Here is an 18,433-nt window from a genome sequence, read left to right as displayed (position 1 = left end):
GGCGATGGAGCAGACACACACCTCCCACAACGGCGCCACGGCGGCGATGCCCGGCGCGCAGCGCCGGGTGCTGGTGGTCGAGGACGATCCGACCATCGTCGACGCCATCGCCGTGCGGCTGCGGGCCGAGGGTTTCGTGGTGCAGACAGCGGCCGACGGCCCCTCTGCCGTCGACACCGCCCAGGCGTGGCAGCCCGACCTCCTCATCCTGGACGTCATGCTGCCGGGCTTCGACGGCCTGGAGGTCTGCCGCCGTGTGCAGGCCCAGCGCCCCGTGCCGGTCCTCATGCTGACCGCGCGTGACGACGAGACGGACATGCTGGTCGGGCTCGGCGTCGGCGCCGACGACTACATGACCAAGCCGTTCTCGATGCGCGAGCTGGCGGCGCGGGTGCACGTCCTGCTCCGGCGGGTCGAGCGGGCCGCCCTGGCCGCGACCACACCGCGCTCCGGCATCCTGCGCCTCGGCGAGCTGGAGATCGACCACGCCCAGCGCCGGGTCCGGGTGCGCAGCGAGGACGTGCACCTGACGCCCACCGAGTTCGACCTGCTGGTCTGTCTCGCCAACACCCCGCGCGCGGTGCTCTCCCGCGAGCAGCTCCTCGCCGAGGTCTGGGACTGGGCCGACGCGTCCGGCACCCGCACCGTCGACAGCCACATCAAGGCGCTGCGCCGGAAGATCGGCGCGGAGCGGATCCGCACGGTGCACGGCGTGGGGTACGCGCTGGAGACCCCCACTCCGTGAGGGCGGCCGCGAGATGAACGGGCCCTTCGGAGCCCTGAGGCCGTTCTCCATCAAGACCAAGCTCGGCGCTCTGGTCGTCGTCTCGGTCTTCATCACCACGGGCCTGCTCATGGTGGCCATGAAGACCGAGACCGAGCTGCGCTTCATCACGGTCTTCTCGGTGATCGCGACGCTCCTGATCACCCAGTTCGTGGCGCACAGCCTCACCGCGCCGCTCGACGAGATGAACTCGGTGGCCCGCGCCGTCTCGCACGGCGACTACACCCGCCGCGTGCAGGGCGCCGACCGCCGCGACGAGCTGGGCGACGTGGCCACCACCATCAACCGCATGGCCGACGACCTGGAGGCCCAGGACCAGCAGCGCAAGGAGCTCGTCGCCAACGTCTCGCACGAGCTGCGCACCCCCATCGCGGCCCTGCGCGCGGTCCTGGAGAACGTCGTGGACGGCGTCGTGGAGGCCGACCCCGAGACCATGCGCACCGCCCTGAAGCAGACCGAGCGCCTGGGCCGCCTGGTAGAGACGCTCCTGGACCTGTCCCGGCTCGACAACGGGGTGGTGCCCCTGAAGGCCCGCCGCTTCGAGGTCTGGCCCTATCTCTCGGGCGTCCTGAAGGAAGCCAACATGGTGGCCTCCGCGCGCAAGGGCATGCCCTCCGGCTCCGGCAGCCACACCCGCACGGACGTCCATCTGCACCTCGACGTCTCGCCGCCCGAACTGACGGCGTACGCGGACGCCGAGCGCCTCCACCAGGTCGTCGCGAACCTCATCGACAACGCGGTCAAGCACAGCCCGCCGCACGGCCGCGTGACCGTCCGGGCCCGCCGCGGCCCCTACCCCGAGTCGCTCGACCTGGAGGTCCTGGACGAGGGGCCCGGCATCCCCGAGTCGGAGTGGCACCGGGTCTTCGAGCGGTTCAACCGGGGCAGTGGCGCGGGCGCGGTCCCGCACGGCCCCGGCAGCGACGGCGGCACCGGACTCGGCCTCGCCATCGCGCGCTGGGCGGTCGATCTGCACGGCGGCCACATCGGGGTGGCCGAATCCCCGCGGGGCTGCCGGATCGAGGTCACTCTTCCGGGCCTGCCCGAAGACTGAACTTGACGTAGGGTTCGAACCGGACCGGGCATCGCGCACACGACGGAGCCGATGGTCAGGGACTCAGCCGCGGGGCGACACACCCACGCGGCTCCCCACGTGCACGAAACCTCGCTTGTTTCCCGCCATTCACAGCCCCGAAACCCACGATCCAGTGTGACTTACGCGACGGATGCAGGGCCCGGCCTGCACCTGGCGAGGTTGGGGGCGTAGCCTTTATTTCCGCTGTCCATCACCTTGTGAAGCGGAAGAGGGCGGTTACCGCCGTGTCGCCACAGTCCCCCAGTAACTCGAGCATCTCCACCGAGACCGACCAAGCCGGGCAGGGCAAGAACCCTGCCGCAGCCTTCGGTCCCAATGAGTGGCTCGTCGACGAGATCTATCAGCAGTACCTCCAGGACCCGAATTCGGTCGACCGTGCCTGGTGGGACTTCTTCGCCGACTACAAGCCAGGGGCGGGCGCCACCGCCGCTCCGGCGAAGCCGTCGGGCAACGCAGCCGCGGGGGCTGCGTCGACCACGTCCCCGGCCGCACCGGCCGCACCGAGCACTCCCGCGACCCCGGCCGCTCCGGCCGCCGCCGCGCCTGCCGCGCCCGCAGCCCCTGCCGCTGCGAAGCCCGCGGCCGCCGCCCCGGCCCCGGCCAAGGCCGCCCCCGCCGCGAAGCCCGCGGCCGCGGCCGCGAAGCCCGCCGCCAAGGCCGAGCCCGCCGCTGAGGCCCCGGCCGGTCCCGAGTACGTGACGCTGCGCGGCCCCTCCGCCGCCGTCGCGAAGAACATGAACGCCTCGATCGAGGTCCCGACGGCGACGTCGGTCCGCGCGGTCCCGGTGAAGCTGCTCTTCGACAACCGCATCGTCATCAACAACCACCTCAAGCGCGCCCGCGGCGGGAAGATCTCCTTCACGCACCTCATCGGGTACGCGATGGTGCAGGCCATCAAGGCCATGCCGTCGATGAACTACTCCTTCGCGGAGAAGGACGGCAAGCCCACCCTGGTCAAGCCGGAGCACGTCAACTTCGGCCTCGCCATCGACCTGGTGAAGCCCAATGGCGACCGCCAACTGGTTGTAGCGGGCATCAAGAAGGCCGAGACGCTCAACTTCTTCGAGTTCTGGCAGGCGTACGAGGACATCGTCCGGCGCGCCCGCGACGGCAAGCTCGGCATGGACGACTTCACCGGCGTCACGGTCTCCCTGACCAACCCCGGCGGCCTCGGCACCGTCCACTCCGTGCCGCGTCTGATGCCCGGCCAGTCGGTCATCATGGGCGTCGGCTCCATGGACTACCCGGCCGAGTTCCAGGGCACCAGCCAGGACACGCTCAACAAGCTCGGCATCTCGAAGGTCATGACGCTCACGTCGACCTACGACCACCGGGTCATCCAGGGCGCCGCCTCCGGTGAGTTCCTGCGCATCGTCGCCAACCTCCTCCTCGGCGAGGAGGGCTTCTACGACGAGATCTTCAAGGCCCTGCGCATCCCCTACGAGCCGGTCCGCTGGCTCAAGGACATCGACGCCTCGCACGACGACGACGTCACGAAGGCCGCGCGCGTCTTCGAGCTGATCCACTCCTACCGGGTCCGCGGCCACGTCATGGCCGACACGGACCCGCTGGAGTACAAGCAGCGCAAGCACCCCGACCTGGACATCACCGAGCACGGCCTCACCCTGTGGGACCTGGAGCGGGAGTTCGCGGTCGGCGGCTTCGCCGGCAAGTCGATGATGAAGCTGCGCGACGTCCTCGGCGTCCTGCGCGACTCGTACTGCCGCACCACCGGCATCGAGTTCATGCACATCCAGGACCCGAAGCAGCGCAAGTGGCTGCAGGACCGCATCGAGCGCACCCACGCGTCGAAGCCGGAGCGCGAGGAGCAGCTGCGCATCCTGCGCCGGCTGAACTCCGCGGAAGCCTTCGAGACCTTCCTGCAGACGAAGTACGTCGGCCAGAAGCGCTTCTCCCTGGAGGGCGGCGAGTCCGTCATCCCGCTGCTCGACGCGGTCATCGACTCCGCCGCCGAGTCCCGCCTGGACGAGGTCGTCATCGGCATGGCCCACCGCGGCCGCCTGAACGTCCTGGCGAACATCGTCGGCAAGTCGTACGCGCAGATCTTCCGCGAGTTCGAGGGCAACCTCGACCCGAAGTCGATGCACGGCTCCGGCGACGTGAAGTACCACCTGGGCGCCGAGGGCACCTTCACCGGCCTGGACGGCGAGCAGATCAAGGTCTCGCTCACCGCCAACCCCTCGCACCTGGAGGCGGTCGACCCGGTCCTGGAGGGTGTCGTCCGCGCCAAGCAGGACGTCATCAACAAGGGCGGCACGGACTTCACGGTCCTGCCCGTCGCCCTGCACGGCGACGCGGCCTTCGCGGGCCAGGGCGTGGTGGCCGAGACGCTCAACATGTCGCAGCTGCGCGGCTACCGCACGGGCGGCACGGTCCACATCGTCATCAACAACCAGGTCGGCTTCACGGCGGCGCCCGAGTCCTCGCGCTCCTCCATGTACTCGACCGACGTGGCCCGCATGATCGAGGCGCCGATCTTCCACGTGAACGGCGACGACCCCGAGGCCGTCGTCCGCGTCGCGCGGCTCGCCTTCGAGTTCCGCCAGGCGTTCAACAAGGATGTGGTCATCGACCTCATCTGCTACCGCCGCCGCGGTCACAACGAGACGGACAACCCGGCGTTCACGCAGCCGCTGATGTACGACCTGATCGACAAGAAGCGCTCGGTGCGCAAGCTCTACACCGAGTCCCTCATCGGTCGCGGCGACATCACCCTGGAAGAGGCCGAGCAGGCCCTGCAGGACTACCAGGGCCAGCTGGAGAAGGTCTTCACCGAGGTCCGCGAGGCCACCTCGCAGCCCGCCCCGGCCGAAGTCCCGGACGCCCAGGCCGAGTTCCCGGTGGCGGTGAACACCGCGGTGACCCAGGAGGTCGTCAAGCGGATCGCCGAGTCCCAGGTCAACATCCCCGAGCACGTCACCGTCCACCCGCGGCTGCTGCCCCAGCTGCAGCGCCGCGCGGCCATGGTCGAGGACGGCACGATCGACTGGGGCATGGGCGAGACCCTCGCCATCGGCTCGCTGCTCCTCGAGGGCACCCCGGTCCGCCTGGCGGGCCAGGACTCCCGCCGCGGCACCTTCGGCCAGCGCCACGCGGTGCTGATCGACCGGGAGACGGGCGACGACTACACGCCGCTCCTGTACCTCTCGGACGACCAGGCGCGCTACAACGTCTACGACTCCCTCCTCTCCGAGTACGCGGCGATGGGCTTCGAGTACGGCTACTCGCTGGCCCGTCCCGAGTCGCTCGTCATGTGGGAGGCGCAGTTCGGCGACTTCGTGAACGGCGCGCAGACGGTCGTGGACGAGTTCATCTCGTCGGCGGAGCAGAAGTGGGCGCAGACCTCCGGCGTCACCCTGCTCCTCCCGCACGGCTACGAGGGCCAGGGCCCCGACCACTCGTCGGCCCGCCCGGAGCGCTTCCTCCAGCTGTGCGCGCAGAACAACATGACGGTCGCGATGCCGACCCTCCCGTCGAACTACTTCCACCTCCTGCGGTGGCAGGTGCACAACCCGCACCACAAGCCGCTGGTCGTCTTCACCCCGAAGTCGATGCTGCGCCTGAAGGCCGCGGCGTCGAAGGCGGAGGAGTTCACCACGGGTGGCTTCCGCCCGGTCATCGGCGACGAGTCGGTCGACCCGGCGGCGGTCCGCAAGGTCGTCTTCTGCGCGGGCAAGGTCTACTACGACCTGGAGGCGGAGCGGCAGAAGCGCGGCGCCACGGACACGGCGATCATCCGCATCGAGCGTCTGTACCCGCTGCCGGGTGCGGAACTCCAGGCGGAGATCGCCAAGTTCCCGAACGCGGAGAAGTACCTGTGGACCCAGGAAGAGCCCGCGAACCAGGGCGCCTGGCCCTTCATCGCGCTCAACCTGATCGACCACCTGGACCTGGCGGTCGGCGCCGACATCCCGCACGGCGAGCGCCTGCGCCGCATCTCGCGGCCGCACGGCTCCTCTCCGGCGGTCGGCTCCGCGAAGCGCCACCAGGCGGAGCAGGAGCAGTTGATGCGTGAGGTCTTCGAGGCGTAGTCCTCGAGCGGACCGCAACGGGTAGTTGGGGGCCCGGCCCCGAGTCAGTGACCGACTCGGGGCCGGGCCCCCGCCCGTTTCCCGGGGCCGGGGTTGGTGGGCCTGTGCGGGTCCGTGGGGGATCGGCTTTCTTGCGCAGTTCCCCGCGCCCCTTGGCTCGCTCCCCCTCCGCCCGGCACTACGCGTCGCCGACGGCCGGGTTCTGGGGTCAGATCGGTTGTGGTTCGAAGTCCCAGCCCGTTTCGCCGGGGAGGAGGCGGGCCGCTCGTATGCCCAGGGTCAGGGGGTGGTCCTCCCCCAGGGAGCGGGCCGAGCGGGTCGCGGTCGTTTCGGCCAGGGTCGTGGACGCCTCGTGTTCGCCCGCCGCCGCCAGCGCCGCGACCTCGTTGCGGGCGCAGCCCACCGCCCAGGGGTGGTCGGAGCCCACGGCCGCGTTCATCTCCGACGTCGTGCGGCGGGAGAGGGTGAGGGCCGCGCGGTGGTCGCCCGTGTCGCGGAGGATCGTTGCCACGTTGTCGCGGGCGCCTATGGAGTACGGGTGGTCGTCTCCCAGGAGCGCCGCGTACAGCTTGGCCGTGGTGTCGGCGAGGTCGTGGGCCTCCTCCGTGCGGCCCAGTTGGCGCAGCAGCATCGCGTAGTCGCAGGAGACCATCAGGGACTCGGGGTGCTGGGTGCCGCGCCTGCGCAGGGCCTTCTCGCGGACCTGGCGCATCATGACCTGGGCGAACTGGAGGTCGCCCGTGCGGCGCGCGCACAGGGCGAGGTTGTGCTCGGCGAGCAGGGTCTGGCCGTGGCCCCGGTCCAGGACCTGGCTGTGCAGCCGGGAGTTGTGCTCCTGGATCTCCAGGGCCGCCGCGTAGTCGCCGAGCAGCCGCAGCATCCACGCGGTGCGCAGCGCCGAGTGGAGGGTCAACGGGTCCTTGCCGCCGAGGAGTTGCTTGCGGGCCTCGAAGAGTTCGCGGTGCAGGGTCAGGGAGTCGGTGTAGCGGCCCTCGAGGGAGAGGGCGACGGCGAGGTTGGAGCGGATCGTGAGGGTGCGCGGGACGTTGCCCTCGCCGAGCTCCGCGGCGGCCTGGTCGGCGGCCTCCTGGAAGAGGGCGCGCGCGTCCCCGTACCGGCCGAGGGCCATCAGCGTGCCGCCGAGGCCGTCCTTGGCGCGGATCAGCTCGATGGGGCGGGCGCGGGGAGAGGCCGTGAGGCGGGTCAGGATGTCGCGGCCGACCTCCTCCGCGTCGGCGTAACGGCCCAGGCGGCGCAGCATGTTGGCCTGCTGGTGGACGGCGACGAGGACGTGCCGGTCGGTGGGCCCGGACGTCTCCCGCCACCGTTCGGCGGCCAGCCGGCTGAGCCACCGGCCGTCGTGGTACTCGCCGCGCATGCGCAGATAGTCGACGCAGTTGAGGACGAGTTCGCGGACGTCGTCGTCGGCGGACTCCAGGGCGCCGGACGGCTCCAGGTGCGGAATGAGCTCGGCGTACCGCGCCCAGTTGGCGGCCGCCGACGGCTCGCGCGGGTCGGCCGAGACCAGCACCTTGCGGGCCGCCTCCGAGTAGCGGGCGCGGTCGTAGGGCGACTGGATGGCGCAGACGTAGCGGTGGAAGAGGCGGTGCATCCGGAGCGTGGAGACCCGCTGGATGTCCAGACGGCCCGGCTCGTACTCGACACGCATCGAGGTGATCTCGGAGAGCCGGCGCAGCGCCGTGTTCCAGCTGCTCGGCTCGGCGACCAGCTCGGCGAGCGGGCGCGGCAGATCGCCGGAGCGCGCGGTCTGCAGCAGCCGCACCGGCACCACGTCGGGCGAGAAGCAGACGAGGAGGTTGAGCAGCTGCCAGGCGCTCGGGGAGCCGTCGCGCAGGGTGTTGAGGGTCAGCGCCCACGCCACCTGGAAGCTCTCCGGGTAGTCCGCGGACTCCACGACGCCGAACCGGTCGGGCCTGCCGCCCCGCAGGTCCTTGATGTACTCGGTGACCGAGGCGGTCGGGGTGATCTCCAGCCAGGCCGCGGTCTGGTCGAGCAGCAGCGGCATGTCCTCGACGGCGGCGGCCAGTTGCTCCGCGTCGTCCTCGGTGAGCCGGGCCGCGCGCCGCCCCACGAAGGCGACGCTCTCGCGCCGCTCGAAGGGCTCCACCGGCACCGCCTCCGCGTACGCCGCCCAGTCCGCGCGCAGCGTCGTGATCAGCACATGGCCGTGGCTGCCCGGCAGCAGGTCGGCGACCTTCTCGGGCTCGCCCGCGCCGTCGAGGACGAGCAGCCAGGGCCGGGCGGTGCGGGCGAGGGCGTCGCGCACGGCGGCGATGACGGAGTCCAGGTCCTTGCCGGAGTCGTCGGCGGCCAGGCCGAGCCGGGGCGCGAGGGCGGCGAACTGTTCGCGGGCGGTGCGGCGGCCGCCCGCGGTGACCCACCACACGATGTCGTAGTCCCCGGCGAAGCGGTGCACGTACTCCAGGGCGAGCTGGGTCTTGCCGATGCCGCCGGGCCCGTGCAGGGCGAGCACCCGGCCGTCGGGGCCGCCGGCCGCGAGGGTGTCGTGGACGGTCTCCAGGAGCCGGGTGCGGCCGGTGAAGCGGGCGTTGCGCCGCTGGGCGTTCCACACGTCGGGCGGGTCGTCGGGGAAGCGCGGCCCGCGCGCCAGGTCGACGGGCGCCGCCTGGCCGTCGATGCCGGCGCACTCCAGGACGCGGCTGCGGGCGGCCTCGGGGCTCAGCCCGCGCAGCGCCACCGGGCCGAGGGCGATGACGGCGTCGGGCATGGGCCCGGTGGTGATGCTGACGGCGGCGATGCGGTCGCGGTGGCGCGGCAGCACCTCGCGCAGCACCTCGGCCCAGGCCCGGAAGCGCTCGGTGGACAGCTTCTCGTACCAGTCGTCGATGATGAGCAGGATGCGCCCGGGGGCGTCGAGGAGGTCGGTGAGCGCCTCGGCGGTGGGCGGGCGCTGCAGCGGGTTCCAGCGGACCGGCGTGGTCGCGTGGCCCGCGCTGCGGATCTGGTGCTCGATCCAGGCGGCCCACGACTCGCTCTGGCCCGCGAAGACCACGGTGACATGCGGCCGCCGCTCCACCGTCGCTTCCGCCATCGGGACCCCTCTTCGGCTGAACCTGCCACGGGTGTGTGCAGGAGGTACCCAATTGTGCGTCAAAAGAGTGTCATCCAGGGCTTGTTGAGGCAGAAGTGAGCCGCCTCGCGACATGCCGGACGAGCCGCTCCAGGTCCGCGCAGTACACGCTGGGGTGCAGAAAGCCGCTGCCGGGCGCGTAGCGGTGCACATAGTTCCCGCCGCCGCACACCCGCACCACGGGGCAGTCCCGGCACACGGCGCAGCGCCCCTCGATGCCCAGCTGCCGGGCGGCGACGCCCGGGTGGCGCAGCGCCGCGTCGAAGGAGTGCCGGAAGACGTCGAGCCCGGTCTCCGGCGCCCCGGGGTAGGCGGACTTGAGCGAGTCGACCTGCTCGATCGCCCCGTCCGTGTCCACGACGACGGCGGCGAGCGGCGACAGCCCGACGGCCTCGGCGGTGCTGTCCAGGCCGAGCAGCAGCGCCGCGATCTCCCGGAAGAGCCGCACCCGGGTCCGCAGCCGCCCCGCGTCCCACCAGGCGTCGAAGACGGCGGCCAGCCAGTCCCCGTACGGCGTGGGCCGCGGCCGCCACCGGCCGGGCCGGTCCTCGGCCGCGAGCCCGGGCGGCGGCGCGGCCCAATTGCCGTGCGGGAGAAGGAAGTCGATGCCGGGCGGGGCGAGGCCGAGCAGCGACTCGTAGACGTCGACGGGGTCCGTCCGCGGGTCGATGGTGCACAGGATCCCGGCGTACGAGGCGGGGTGCGCGGCGAGCAGTCGCGCGGCGGCGCGGGCGGCGGGCCAGGCGGGGCGGCCCGCGTGGTCGGCGCGGGCGGCGTTGTGGGCGGCGCGCCCGCCGTCGAGGCTGAGCCCGACCCGCACCCCGGCGGCCGCGAGCCGGTCGAGCGCGGCGGCGGTGAGCAGGGTGCCGTTGGTCTGCACGGTGGCGGCGACCTCGCACCCGGCGGGCACGGCCTCGCGCACCGCCGCCACATAGGCGAGCAGCGGCTCCGGCCCCGTCAACAGCGGTTCCCCGCCGTGCAGTTCGATGCGGATGCGGCGCAGCCGGTGGGCGGTGACGTGGTCGGCGATGCGGGCGGCCGTGGCCCGCATCGTCGCGGCGTCGGCCCGCGCGGGCCGTTCGCGCCAACTGGTGTCCGGGGAGCGGTAGATGTAGCAGTACGCGCAGTCGAGGTTGCACCGGCCGTGGACCTTCAGGACGAACTGCCGGAAGGGCGTGGGGCGGTGGCCGCTGAGGTCGAGGGCGGCGTGCGGCCACCGCGGGTGCCGGACGGGCGGCGCCTCGGGCGGCCGGGTCACGGGGCGTCTTCGTACTGGGCGCAGACCGGCTCCCCGACGGCGGCCGCGCGCTCCGCGAGGTCGCCGAGGAGGGCGGCGTACACGGGGTGCGCGGTGTCCTGCGGCCGGGGTATCGCGGGCAGGGGTATGTCGTGGGGGTCGGCGGGGGTGGTCACGCGTGGCCGCCGAGGAGCTCTTCGAGGCGGGTGACCGCGGCGGCCAGCTCCTGGACGCGGGCCGGGTCGGCGCCCGCCTCGCCGTGGCGGACCAGCGCCCTGCGGTAGGAGTCCAACGCCGCTTCGGGGTCGTCGAGTTGCTCCAGGACCTCGCCGCGGGACTGGAGCGCCTCGGCCTGGATGTCGCCGTACCCGGCCTCGGCGGCGGCCCCGGCGGCGCGGGAGTAGTACTCGGCCGCCTGGCGCAGCTGGTCCAGGGAGTCGGTGCGCGCGGAGAGCAGGGTGGCCACCTCGCCGCGCTTGAGCCAGCTGACGGGCAGGAGGTGCGGCTGGACCGGGCGGACGCGGCGCAGGGTGCGGACGATGGCGCTCAGGATCCAGTCGGCCTCGTACAGGTCGGCGAGGACCTCCTGCACCCGGAAGCGCTCGACGTACGCGTACGCCAGGTGCATCCGGACCTCCTCCCGCTCGGGGTGGTCGCCCGGCGTCGACTCGTACGCCTCCCGCAGCGCGCGGACGGCCGCGTCCGTGTCGGCGGCGGAGTGCTCGGCCAGGCCCCGGCAGACCAGCGCCTCCCCGAGCCGGGCGAGCAGCGGGGCGCGGCGCGGGTCGTCCACACCGACCCGGGAGAGCGCCGACTCCAGGCTCTCCACGGCGAGTTGGAGCTGGTCGGCGCGGTCGGTGAAGCGGTAGCGGGACCAGTGGGCCTCGGCCTTGCGGAGGTGGCACACGAGGGTGAGCTCCTCGTCGTCCCCGGCCGCGTCCAGGGCCTCACCCAGGGCGGCGAGCACCATGCGCCGGCCCCCTTCGTCGGCCTCGTCGTCCCGCGAGAGCCAGAGCGCGTCCGCGATGTCGAGCCAGGTCTGGGCGAGTTCGGCGCCTTCCAGGCTGCCCTGGGCGACGGCCGTGCGCAGGTCGTCGGTCGCGTCGCCCGCGAGGGCGTGCGCGTCGACCTCGGCGCGGGGGTCGAGGCCGGTCTCGCGGGCGACCTCGCCCGTGCCGTCGTAGTGGCGGGCGAGGCGCAGCCGGTGGCGGCCGCGCAGCAGGTAGCCGTCGGCGGGGTCGGGGCCCTCCGTGAGGGTGCCCGCGGCGTCGACGGCGCGGAGCATGTAGTGCTCGTACCAGTCCTGGGCGCGCCGGTCGGCGACCGCACCGGGGGGCGGGTCGGCGCGCCGTTCGGGGGCGGCGCCGAGCGGCCGGTGGGCGCGCTCCTCGAGGGACCCGATGACCTGCTCGGCCTCGGCCCGGGTCGCGTACCGGCCCACGCGGAAGCGGTTGCCGTTGTCGTCCTGCCGGACGACGAGCCAGGACAGCTCGCCCGCCCCGCCGCCGGGCCGGGCGCCGGGTGCGGAGAGGTCTCCGGCGTCCTCGTCCGCCGCCCCGCGCCGCGCCCCCGGGCCGCGCCCGGACGGGTCCCCGGCTCCACCGCCGCCCGCCGCACCCCTGCGCTCGCCGCTCCCGGTGGCGACGCCGCTGCCGAGGTGCTCCAGGCGGTACAGGGGGGCGCGGGACGGCTGTCCCCCGCCGCCGGCCGACGCCTGGCCCCGGCCCGCCGCGGCGCGCGCACTCGCCCCCGAGCCCGCCGGGATCCCCGCGGCCCCCGCGACTCCTGCGGCCCCCGCGGCCCGGAAGGTGTCCGCCTCGCCGATCCGCCCGCCGCCCTCCACCACCCGCGCCGCGACCACCGCGAGCCGCCCGAGCGCGATCGCGAGGCTGCGCGTGGCGGGCCAGCCGAGGTCCGCCTCGTCGTCCAGACCGGCCTCCGCCGCGATGCCGCCGAACTCGATGACCGCGTCCCGCAGCAGGATGAACTCGGCCCACAGCACGGCGAGCCGCCCGCTCCCGCCGCGCTCGGCGGCCTCCTCGCGGACATGCGCGGGGACCACGTCCGAGCCGAGCCCCGCCCGCTCCACCTCCTCGGCGACCTCCACGAGGACCTGGCCGAAGAGCAGCACCCCGCGCGGTGCGTGCGGGCCGCGACCGGCGGCCGCGTCGAGGGCCGCCCGCAGGTCGGCGGGGTCGCGCCGGACCGCCCAGCGCAGCAGCAGCGCCTCCCCCAGCTCCGTGAGGTCCGCGCCCGGCGCCTGCCCGCCGCCCACGGTCTGCGCCTGCACCAGCGCCTCGAACAGGCCCACCGCGCGGTCGAGTTCACGCGCCTGCCCCTTGCGGGCGTAACTCCGCCACGCCTCCCGCGCCCGCTCCCGCAGCGGCGCCACGTCGGGCGTGCCGCGCCGGCCCTGGGCCGGCTCCGGTACCCGTACCGGCTCCCGCGGCAGGAACTTGCGCAGCACCTCCCCGGAGACCTCCGCGAACGCCCGCAGCACCGGGTGGTCCGCCGTGGCCCCGCGCTCGGCCGGCTGGTCCGGCTCGGCCGCGTCGCCGAGCAGCGCCACCGCCGTCGCGGGGAAGTTGTGGACGGTGCGCCCGAAGCGCCGCTCCAGGTAGTCGGAGCAGTGCTTCTGCAGCAGCCGTACGTCGTCCTCGGCGAGGTGGTCGAGGAGCGCGGCCTCGACGCCGTCCAGGAACTCGTAACCGAGGACTTCCGGTTCGGCCTGGCGCTCGCTGCGCCGCAGCAGCCCGCCGAGCAGCACCTCGGCGAGCACCTCGGGCCCGCTGCCCGCGAGCATCGCGCGCTGCACCAGCTGCATGACGGGCAGGATCGGCGGCACCGCCGACAGATACACGGCGAGCTGCCACGCCGGTCCTGACGCCGTCCGTTTGAAGGCCCGCACCCGCTCCGCGCCGCCGACCTCCTGCCGGGCCCGCACGGGCGCGCCGGAGGGCGCGTGGCCCGGCAGGGCCCACCCGGCGGCGCCCTCCAGGCACTGCCCGGTCGAGCCCGCGACGAGCCCCGCCCAGCCCTCGACGGCGGACCGGCGCAGCGCGAGCACCGGCACCGGGACGCCCCCACCCGGGGCGTGGCCGCCGCCCGCGGGCTCGAACTCGAGCCGTCCGGCGGGCCCTTCGCACCGGTGCAGCAGTCCGCGGCGGGCCGGCAGATGGGTGCGCAGCCACATGCGCTGGGGCAGCGGCTGGACGACGGCGACCGGCGCGAGGGCGCCCCACCGGTGGAGCAGCCGCTGCATCCGGCCGCTGCGCCACATCGGTCCCGCGCAGTCGCTGAGCACGAGCGTGAGGCGGCTGCCGGTGGGGTCGCTGAGGCGGCCGGGGTCCTGGAGCGGGGTGCCGGGCCGGGCGGTGGCGGCGTGCCCGGGGCGCCCGCCGGGCCCCTCGTGCAGGAACTCCACCCGCACCTCGCGGAACGCCCCGGAGCGCTCGCAGACCTGCCGCAGTTCGCCAAGTGCCTGTTCCCACACGACCGTTGAGGTCGAGATGTCCATGAGGAGCAGCAGCCGGGCCGCGCGCCGCCGGGCGTGCCGCAGGACGGGCACGAGCAGCCCGGTGTCGGCGGCGCGCTCGGCGGTCGCCTGTTCGTCCAGGTGGCGCGGCACGGGCCGGACGGGCGGCCGGTAGCGCTGCAACGGCCGCAGCGCGCGCTGCAGTCCGAGCGGGTCGGGCAGCACGGCGGCGGCGGGCACCCGCACGGGCACGCCCCGCCCGCCGGGTTCGCCCTCGCCGGTGGTGGGCGCGAACAGCCGGGCGCGCCTTGCCTGTTCGGGCACCCGTGTCGAGCCGGTGTCGGCGCGCGGCTCGGGCGGCCGGAGCACCGACTGGCCGCCCTGGCTGCCGCCGCCTCCGGGTCCGGGCGCCGGCAGCGGCTCGGCGGGCCGCAGCTTCCGGGCACCGCTGCGCTCGGCCACCTGCCCGGCCAGCCACAGCGTGTCGGCGAGCTCCTCCACTCCGGGGGCGAGCCCGGCCTCCCGCAGCCGCGCGACGAGCACCGCGAGCGCACGGCTCGGGGCGGCGTCGGGTCCGGGCGGGGAGGCGGTCAACTCAGGTCACCGGGGCCCGCGGTCGAGGGGCCGAAGGAGCAGCCCGGCGATCTCCTCGCGCCGCCCGGGCTGCTGCCGGGCCGCGTGCTGGGCCAGGAAGATGGCGTTCAGGAGCTGGTCGGTGGGGAGCAGGGTCCCGTCCGACTCGGCGTCGGTGAACTGGTCGACGATGTCGATGTTCTCGTCGTACGCGTCGAGCCCGAAGTGGGCCAGGACCATCGCCGCGAGCCGCTGGTCGCGCGGCGGCTCCAGGTCGAGCGAGACACAGCGGCGAAGGAGCGGCCCGGGGAACTCCCGCTCGCGGTTGCTGGTCATGACGACGACGGGGAAGGCGCGACAGCGCACCCGCCCCCGGGTGACGGGCACCCGGCGCCCGTCGTCGGTCAGCACATGCACGGTCTCCTGACCGGGCCGGTCGGCGATGCGCTCCAGCTCGGGGATGCCGAACTCGCCCTCCTCCAGCACATTCAGGAGGTCGTTCGGCAGGTCGATGTCGCTCTTGTCGAGCTCGTCGATGAGCAGCACGCGCGGCCGTTCGGCGGCGATCAGGGCGGTGCCGAGCGGGCCGAGCCGGATGTAGCGGCCGATGTCCTCGGCCTGGTCGCGGCCGAGCTGGTTGTCCTGGAGGCGGCCGATCGCGTCGTACGAGTAGAGGCCGTCCTTCAGTTCGCTGCGGCTGACGACGGCCCACTGCAGCACCCGGCCGAGGCCCAGCTCATGGGCGAGGGAGTGCGCGAGGGTGCTCTTCCCGGAGCCGGGCTCACCGGTGACCAGCAGGGGACGCCTCAAGTAGAGGGCAGCATTGATGAGTTCAAGGGTCTCGACGTCCTGGACGGACATCGGGACGGCGCTGGAGCCGAGGCGGCGCTGGGTGGCGGTGTCGATGTCCGGGACCTCGTACGGGACGGGCTCGGCGTCGAAGTCGCGCCAGGGCGGCGGCGCGGGCCGCCGGTCGATCTTGTCCGGATCCGGACCACCGACACCCTCGTAGATGAACCATCCGGTCACTGCGTGCTCCTCGTCGACGGTCGTGACGGTCGGTGGCTGGCCGGGTCATGGCCGGGTCCTGGCCGACGGGGGCAACGGGCGCCCACAACGGGCCCCTGAAAATGTACCCACGCCCGCACACCTGAACATCCTTATCCAGCCAGGTGGTTGAACGAGTGGGCCCGCTCATGGCGAGTCCGCCGGAGTCGTGTCCTCCGGCGGCAGCGGCCGCCTCGGGTCGTCGTACAGGAGGGCCATCGGCTCGGCCCAGCGCCAGTGCCCGCCGTCGCCGCCCTGGCTGATGTGGTGCCGGATGTGGCGCAGCCGGTCGGGGAGTTCGGCCACCGAGTCGAGCCCGCCGAAGAGCCGCTCCACGCGCGCGTGCAGCGCGTCGCAGGAATCGTGGCACCCGCGCGTGGCGTGCCCGTCGATGTCCCACAGGGCCACGCCGTGCCCGGTGCCGAGGACGAGCCGCATGACCTCGCGCCCGGTGCCGCGCCCGGCGGGCCGGCACATGACCGGGACCGCGGCGTGCGGCAGCCGGGAGAGATGCCGCGCCTGCGGCCTGCTGTCGCGCACGGGCACCCGGGCCGCCGTCACCCCGCCCGCCTCCGTGAGGGCCCGCCACCGGTCGCCCCACTCTTTGTCCGGTTCTCCCCGGCGCGTGAGCGCGCGCAGGACGACGGCGCGCTGCGTGCTCAGGTGTTCGCTGGCGTAGAGCAGCCCGATGTCGTCGAGCCGCCAGCGGTGCACCTGGGTGTCGAAGTGCTCGGCGGGCAGGGCGAATTCGAGCGGTACGGGAGGGCCCTCGCCGTCCTGCCCGTGCAGGGTCCGGGCGAGCGGGTCACGCAGCGACTGCACCAGGTCCTTCGGCAGAAAGCCCTCTCCGGAGTAGTCCTCGGCGACCATGTGCGTCTCACCGTCGTACACGCTGTCGTTGACCCAGATCTGCCAGTGGAAGCGGGCGGGCCGCGCACCGATCACGGGGTCGAGGAGGACGGTGACGGTGGGCCCTTCGCCGGGCCCCGGGTAGGCGACGAGGGAGCGCGGCGGGGCCTCGGGGGCGGGCAGCAGGGCATCGGGCAGCCGGGCATCGGTCACCAGCGCGTGCAGATGGGTCCGGTCATCCTCCCCGAGCCGCGCGCTCACCCACCGCTCCAGAGCCCCAGCATCCCCGCCCCTCTCCCGCACATACAGGGCGACGAGCCGCAGGTAGTGCAGGAACGTGAGGGCGTCCTGCGGGAGTTCACCGTCGTAGAGCAGCCCGTGGCCGTCGCGCCAGCCGAGCAGGGACGGCGGGGCGCCGGGCGGCTTGCGGCCGCGCACCTTGCGCACGAGCCGGGCGACGGAGGGCGCGGCGGCGGGCGCGGGCAGCCCGGCGAGCAGGCCGAGGGCGGCGCGCCGGTCCTTCGGCGTCCAGTCCTCGGGCCCCGGCCGCGGATCGCTCCCGAGGAGCCGCTGCTGCTCGTCGATCCAGTTGTCACCGACGACGGGACGCGGCGACGTGGCGTGCCAGCGGTCGTGCGCGGCCATGACCTCGCGGTAGCGGGCGCCGAACCGGCGCAGCGCGGGCAGCGCGATGGCGAGCCCCCCGTCGCGCTCCTTGCGGCGCGCCTTGACGAGGCCGACGACGGCCCCGGTGCGCGGGTCGAGCAGCGGCCCGCCGGAGACCCCCTTGGGGAAGGCCACGTCAGGGGCGAGACGCAGCCCGCAGTCACCGTCGCGCGCGTTCGTCTCGGCCTCCGCGCTCCACGGCTTGGCCCCGGCGGCGCGCCCGCCGGCCTCGTCGGGCTGGTACCCGTAGACGGTGACGGGCCCGAGGTGCCGGACGGCACGATCGGCGAGCCACACGCACTCGTGCTCGTACCGGTCCCCGTACGCGTCCCGGTACTCCCCCTCCCCTTCCTCCGCCCCCTCCTCCTCACCCTCGGCGCCGACGAGCCGCACCAGGGCGAGGTCCTCGTGCGGCGGCACCACGGACCGCCCGGCGTCGGTCACCAGCCACTGGTCGAGCCGCGCCGCCACGGGAATCCCGTCGTTGAGCTCGGCCCCGCGCACCGCGAACACCCGCCCGAGGTCCCGCCCCACGTGCGGCATCAGCACATGCGCGCAGGTCAGCACCCACCCGGGCGCGACGAAGAACCCGCTGCCCCACAGCGAGGCCCCGTCCCCGTCCCCTTCGGCGGCGAGCAGCTGGACGGTGGCGGCCTGGGTGAGGGCGTCGAGGCGGAGGTGGGGCTCAGGCATGGGGGCCGCCGGTGCCGGGGGCGCCGCTTCCGCCGGTGCTGCCGGTTCCATCGGTGTTGCCGGTATTGCCGGTTCCATGGGTGCCGCCGGTGCCGCCGGTGCCGCCGGTCCCGTCGTTACGGGCTTCGCGGTCGAACTGCCAGGTCAGCTGGACCTGCACCGACGCCTTGGCCTCGCCCTCGGCGAGCACGGCGAGGACCTTGCCGGACTTGGCGCTGAGCTCCACCCCGAAGGTGATGCTCGCCTCGTCGGGGGCGACCGCGCTCGCGGCGTCGAGCACGGAGCCGCCGACCCTGCGGATCAGCTCGCCGAGCTCCTCGACCTTGGCCACGGCGGTCTCGAGAACGCCGACGTCCTCGTCGTCCTCGCCCGCACCGGTCCCCGTGGAGACCCGGGCGTACACGATCTGCCCGCCCGGCAGCTCGATCCGCTGCACATGTCCGGCCACGCCCCGTCCCCCGTCTCCCCGTCTCGCGAGCGGCCCAACGCGCCCCTCAGCGACCTCACTTGATCCACGACGAGGTTAAGGGCGGACACGGTTGCAGGGCGACCGTGTTCCAGCACGGCCTACGATGGATTCTCGCCGGAATTCCGTACGCGGATCCGGCCCCCTTCGCACCAGGAACACAGGAGCACGAGTTGTACTTCACCGACCGTGGCATCGAGGAGCTGGAGAAGCGGCGCGGCGAGGAGGAGGTCACCTTCGAGTGGCTCGCCGAGCAGCTCCGCACCTTCGTGGACCTCAATCCGGACTTCGAGGTCCCGGTCGAACGCCTGGCGACGTGGCTGGCGCGCCTGGACGACGAGGACGACGACGAGTAGGCGTTCCACGCCTTCCAGGTCTCCCGG

At 73.8% G+C, this 18,433-nt stretch carries 11 protein-coding genes; 4 read left to right on the top strand and 7 right to left on the bottom strand.

Features of this window, described 5'->3' with window-relative positions; genetic code table 11:
- Positions 1–4: 4 nt before the first annotated feature.
- From ACFWYM_RS27270 to ACFWYM_RS27260, 3 genes are all read left to right on the top strand, one after another.
- Positions 5–745 (top strand): response regulator transcription factor, encoded by a 741-nt coding sequence (locus ACFWYM_RS27270; RefSeq protein ID WP_384842611.1) that lies wholly within the window; start codon positions 5–7, stop codon positions 743–745.
- 13 nt (positions 746–758) lie between these two features.
- Entirely contained in the window at positions 759–1,838 is a 1,080-nt protein-coding gene (locus ACFWYM_RS27265) for a sensor histidine kinase (RefSeq protein ID WP_384842607.1), read from the top strand.
- A 266-nt stretch (positions 1,839–2,104) separates the two neighbouring features.
- Positions 2,105–5,932 carry a multifunctional oxoglutarate decarboxylase/oxoglutarate dehydrogenase thiamine pyrophosphate-binding subunit/dihydrolipoyllysine-residue succinyltransferase subunit gene (locus tag ACFWYM_RS27260; RefSeq protein WP_384842604.1) on the top strand — a complete coding sequence of 1,276 codons (3,828 nt, stop codon included), beginning with the start codon at positions 2,105–2,107 and terminating at the stop codon, positions 5,930–5,932.
- Between the two features lie 208 nt (positions 5,933–6,140).
- Here the strand turns inward: ACFWYM_RS27260 and fxsT are convergent, their stop codons facing one another.
- The 7 genes from fxsT to ACFWYM_RS27225 all read right to left on the bottom strand — a co-directional run bounded on the left by fxsT (position 6,141) and on the right by ACFWYM_RS27225 (position 18,032).
- The gene (gene fxsT, locus ACFWYM_RS27255) at positions 6,141–9,005 is read right to left on the bottom strand and encodes an FxSxx-COOH system tetratricopeptide repeat protein (protein ID WP_384842600.1); all 2,865 of its coding nucleotides are present in this window, start codon (positions 9,003–9,005) and stop codon (positions 6,141–6,143) included.
- 70 nt (positions 9,006–9,075) lie between these two features.
- Complete coding sequence (locus tag ACFWYM_RS27250; RefSeq protein WP_384842596.1) at positions 9,076–10,302, bottom strand: FxsB family cyclophane-forming radical SAM/SPASM peptide maturase; 1,227 nt, start codon at positions 10,300–10,302, stop codon at positions 9,076–9,078.
- Complete coding sequence (locus ACFWYM_RS27245) at positions 10,299–10,457, bottom strand: hypothetical protein (protein ID WP_384842593.1); 159 nt, start codon at positions 10,455–10,457, stop codon at positions 10,299–10,301. The genes ACFWYM_RS27250 and ACFWYM_RS27245 overlap by 4 nt, the downstream gene beginning before the upstream one ends.
- The gene (locus ACFWYM_RS27240) at positions 10,454–14,350 is read right to left on the bottom strand and encodes an SAV_2336 N-terminal domain-related protein (protein ID WP_384842590.1); all 3,897 of its coding nucleotides are present in this window, start codon (positions 14,348–14,350) and stop codon (positions 10,454–10,456) included. Before ACFWYM_RS27240 ends, ACFWYM_RS27245 begins: the two co-directional genes overlap by 4 nt.
- A gap of 6 nt (positions 14,351–14,356) precedes the next feature.
- A complete protein-coding gene (locus ACFWYM_RS27235) occupies positions 14,357–15,358 on the bottom strand; it encodes an AAA family ATPase (protein ID WP_384842588.1) in 1,002 nt (333 codons plus the stop codon).
- A gap of 165 nt (positions 15,359–15,523) precedes the next feature.
- Positions 15,524–17,584 carry a trypsin-like peptidase domain-containing protein gene (locus ACFWYM_RS27230; RefSeq protein WP_384842585.1) on the bottom strand — a complete coding sequence of 687 codons (2,061 nt, stop codon included), beginning with the start codon at positions 17,582–17,584 and terminating at the stop codon, positions 15,524–15,526.
- The gene (locus ACFWYM_RS27225) at positions 17,577–18,032 is read right to left on the bottom strand and encodes a CU044_2847 family protein (RefSeq protein WP_384842581.1); all 456 of its coding nucleotides are present in this window, start codon (positions 18,030–18,032) and stop codon (positions 17,577–17,579) included. The genes ACFWYM_RS27230 and ACFWYM_RS27225 overlap by 8 nt, the downstream gene beginning before the upstream one ends.
- A gap of 191 nt (positions 18,033–18,223) precedes the next feature.
- Here ACFWYM_RS27225 and ACFWYM_RS27220 point away from each other — a divergent pair, with 191 nt between their 5' ends.
- Complete coding sequence (locus ACFWYM_RS27220; protein WP_019075209.1) at positions 18,224–18,406, top strand: DUF6104 family protein; 183 nt, start codon at positions 18,224–18,226, stop codon at positions 18,404–18,406.
- The last annotated feature ends 27 nt before the right edge of the window (positions 18,407–18,433 follow it).

The sequence above is a fragment of the Streptomyces sp. NPDC059009 genome, assembly GCF_042740175.1.
GTDB lineage: Bacteria > Actinomycetota > Actinomycetes > Streptomycetales > Streptomycetaceae > Streptomyces.
This window is presented reverse-complemented; position numbering and strand designations above follow the sequence as displayed.

What these genes read in the sequence shown, in the direction of transcription:
- ACFWYM_RS27270 (WP_384842611.1), top strand. Translation starts at nt 5, where the DNA reads ATGGAGCAGACACACACCTCCCACAACGGCGCCACGGCGGCGATGCCC.
- ACFWYM_RS27265 (WP_384842607.1), top strand. Translation starts at nt 759, where the DNA reads ATGAACGGGCCCTTCGGAGCCCTGAGGCCGTTCTCCATCAAGACCAAG.
- fxsT (WP_384842600.1), bottom strand. Translation starts at nt 9,005, where the DNA reads ATGGCGGAAGCGACGGTGGAGCGGCGGCCGCATGTCACCGTGGTCTTC.
- ACFWYM_RS27230 (WP_384842585.1), bottom strand. Translation starts at nt 17,584, where the DNA reads ATGCCTGAGCCCCACCTCCGCCTCGACGCCCTCACCCAGGCCGCCACC.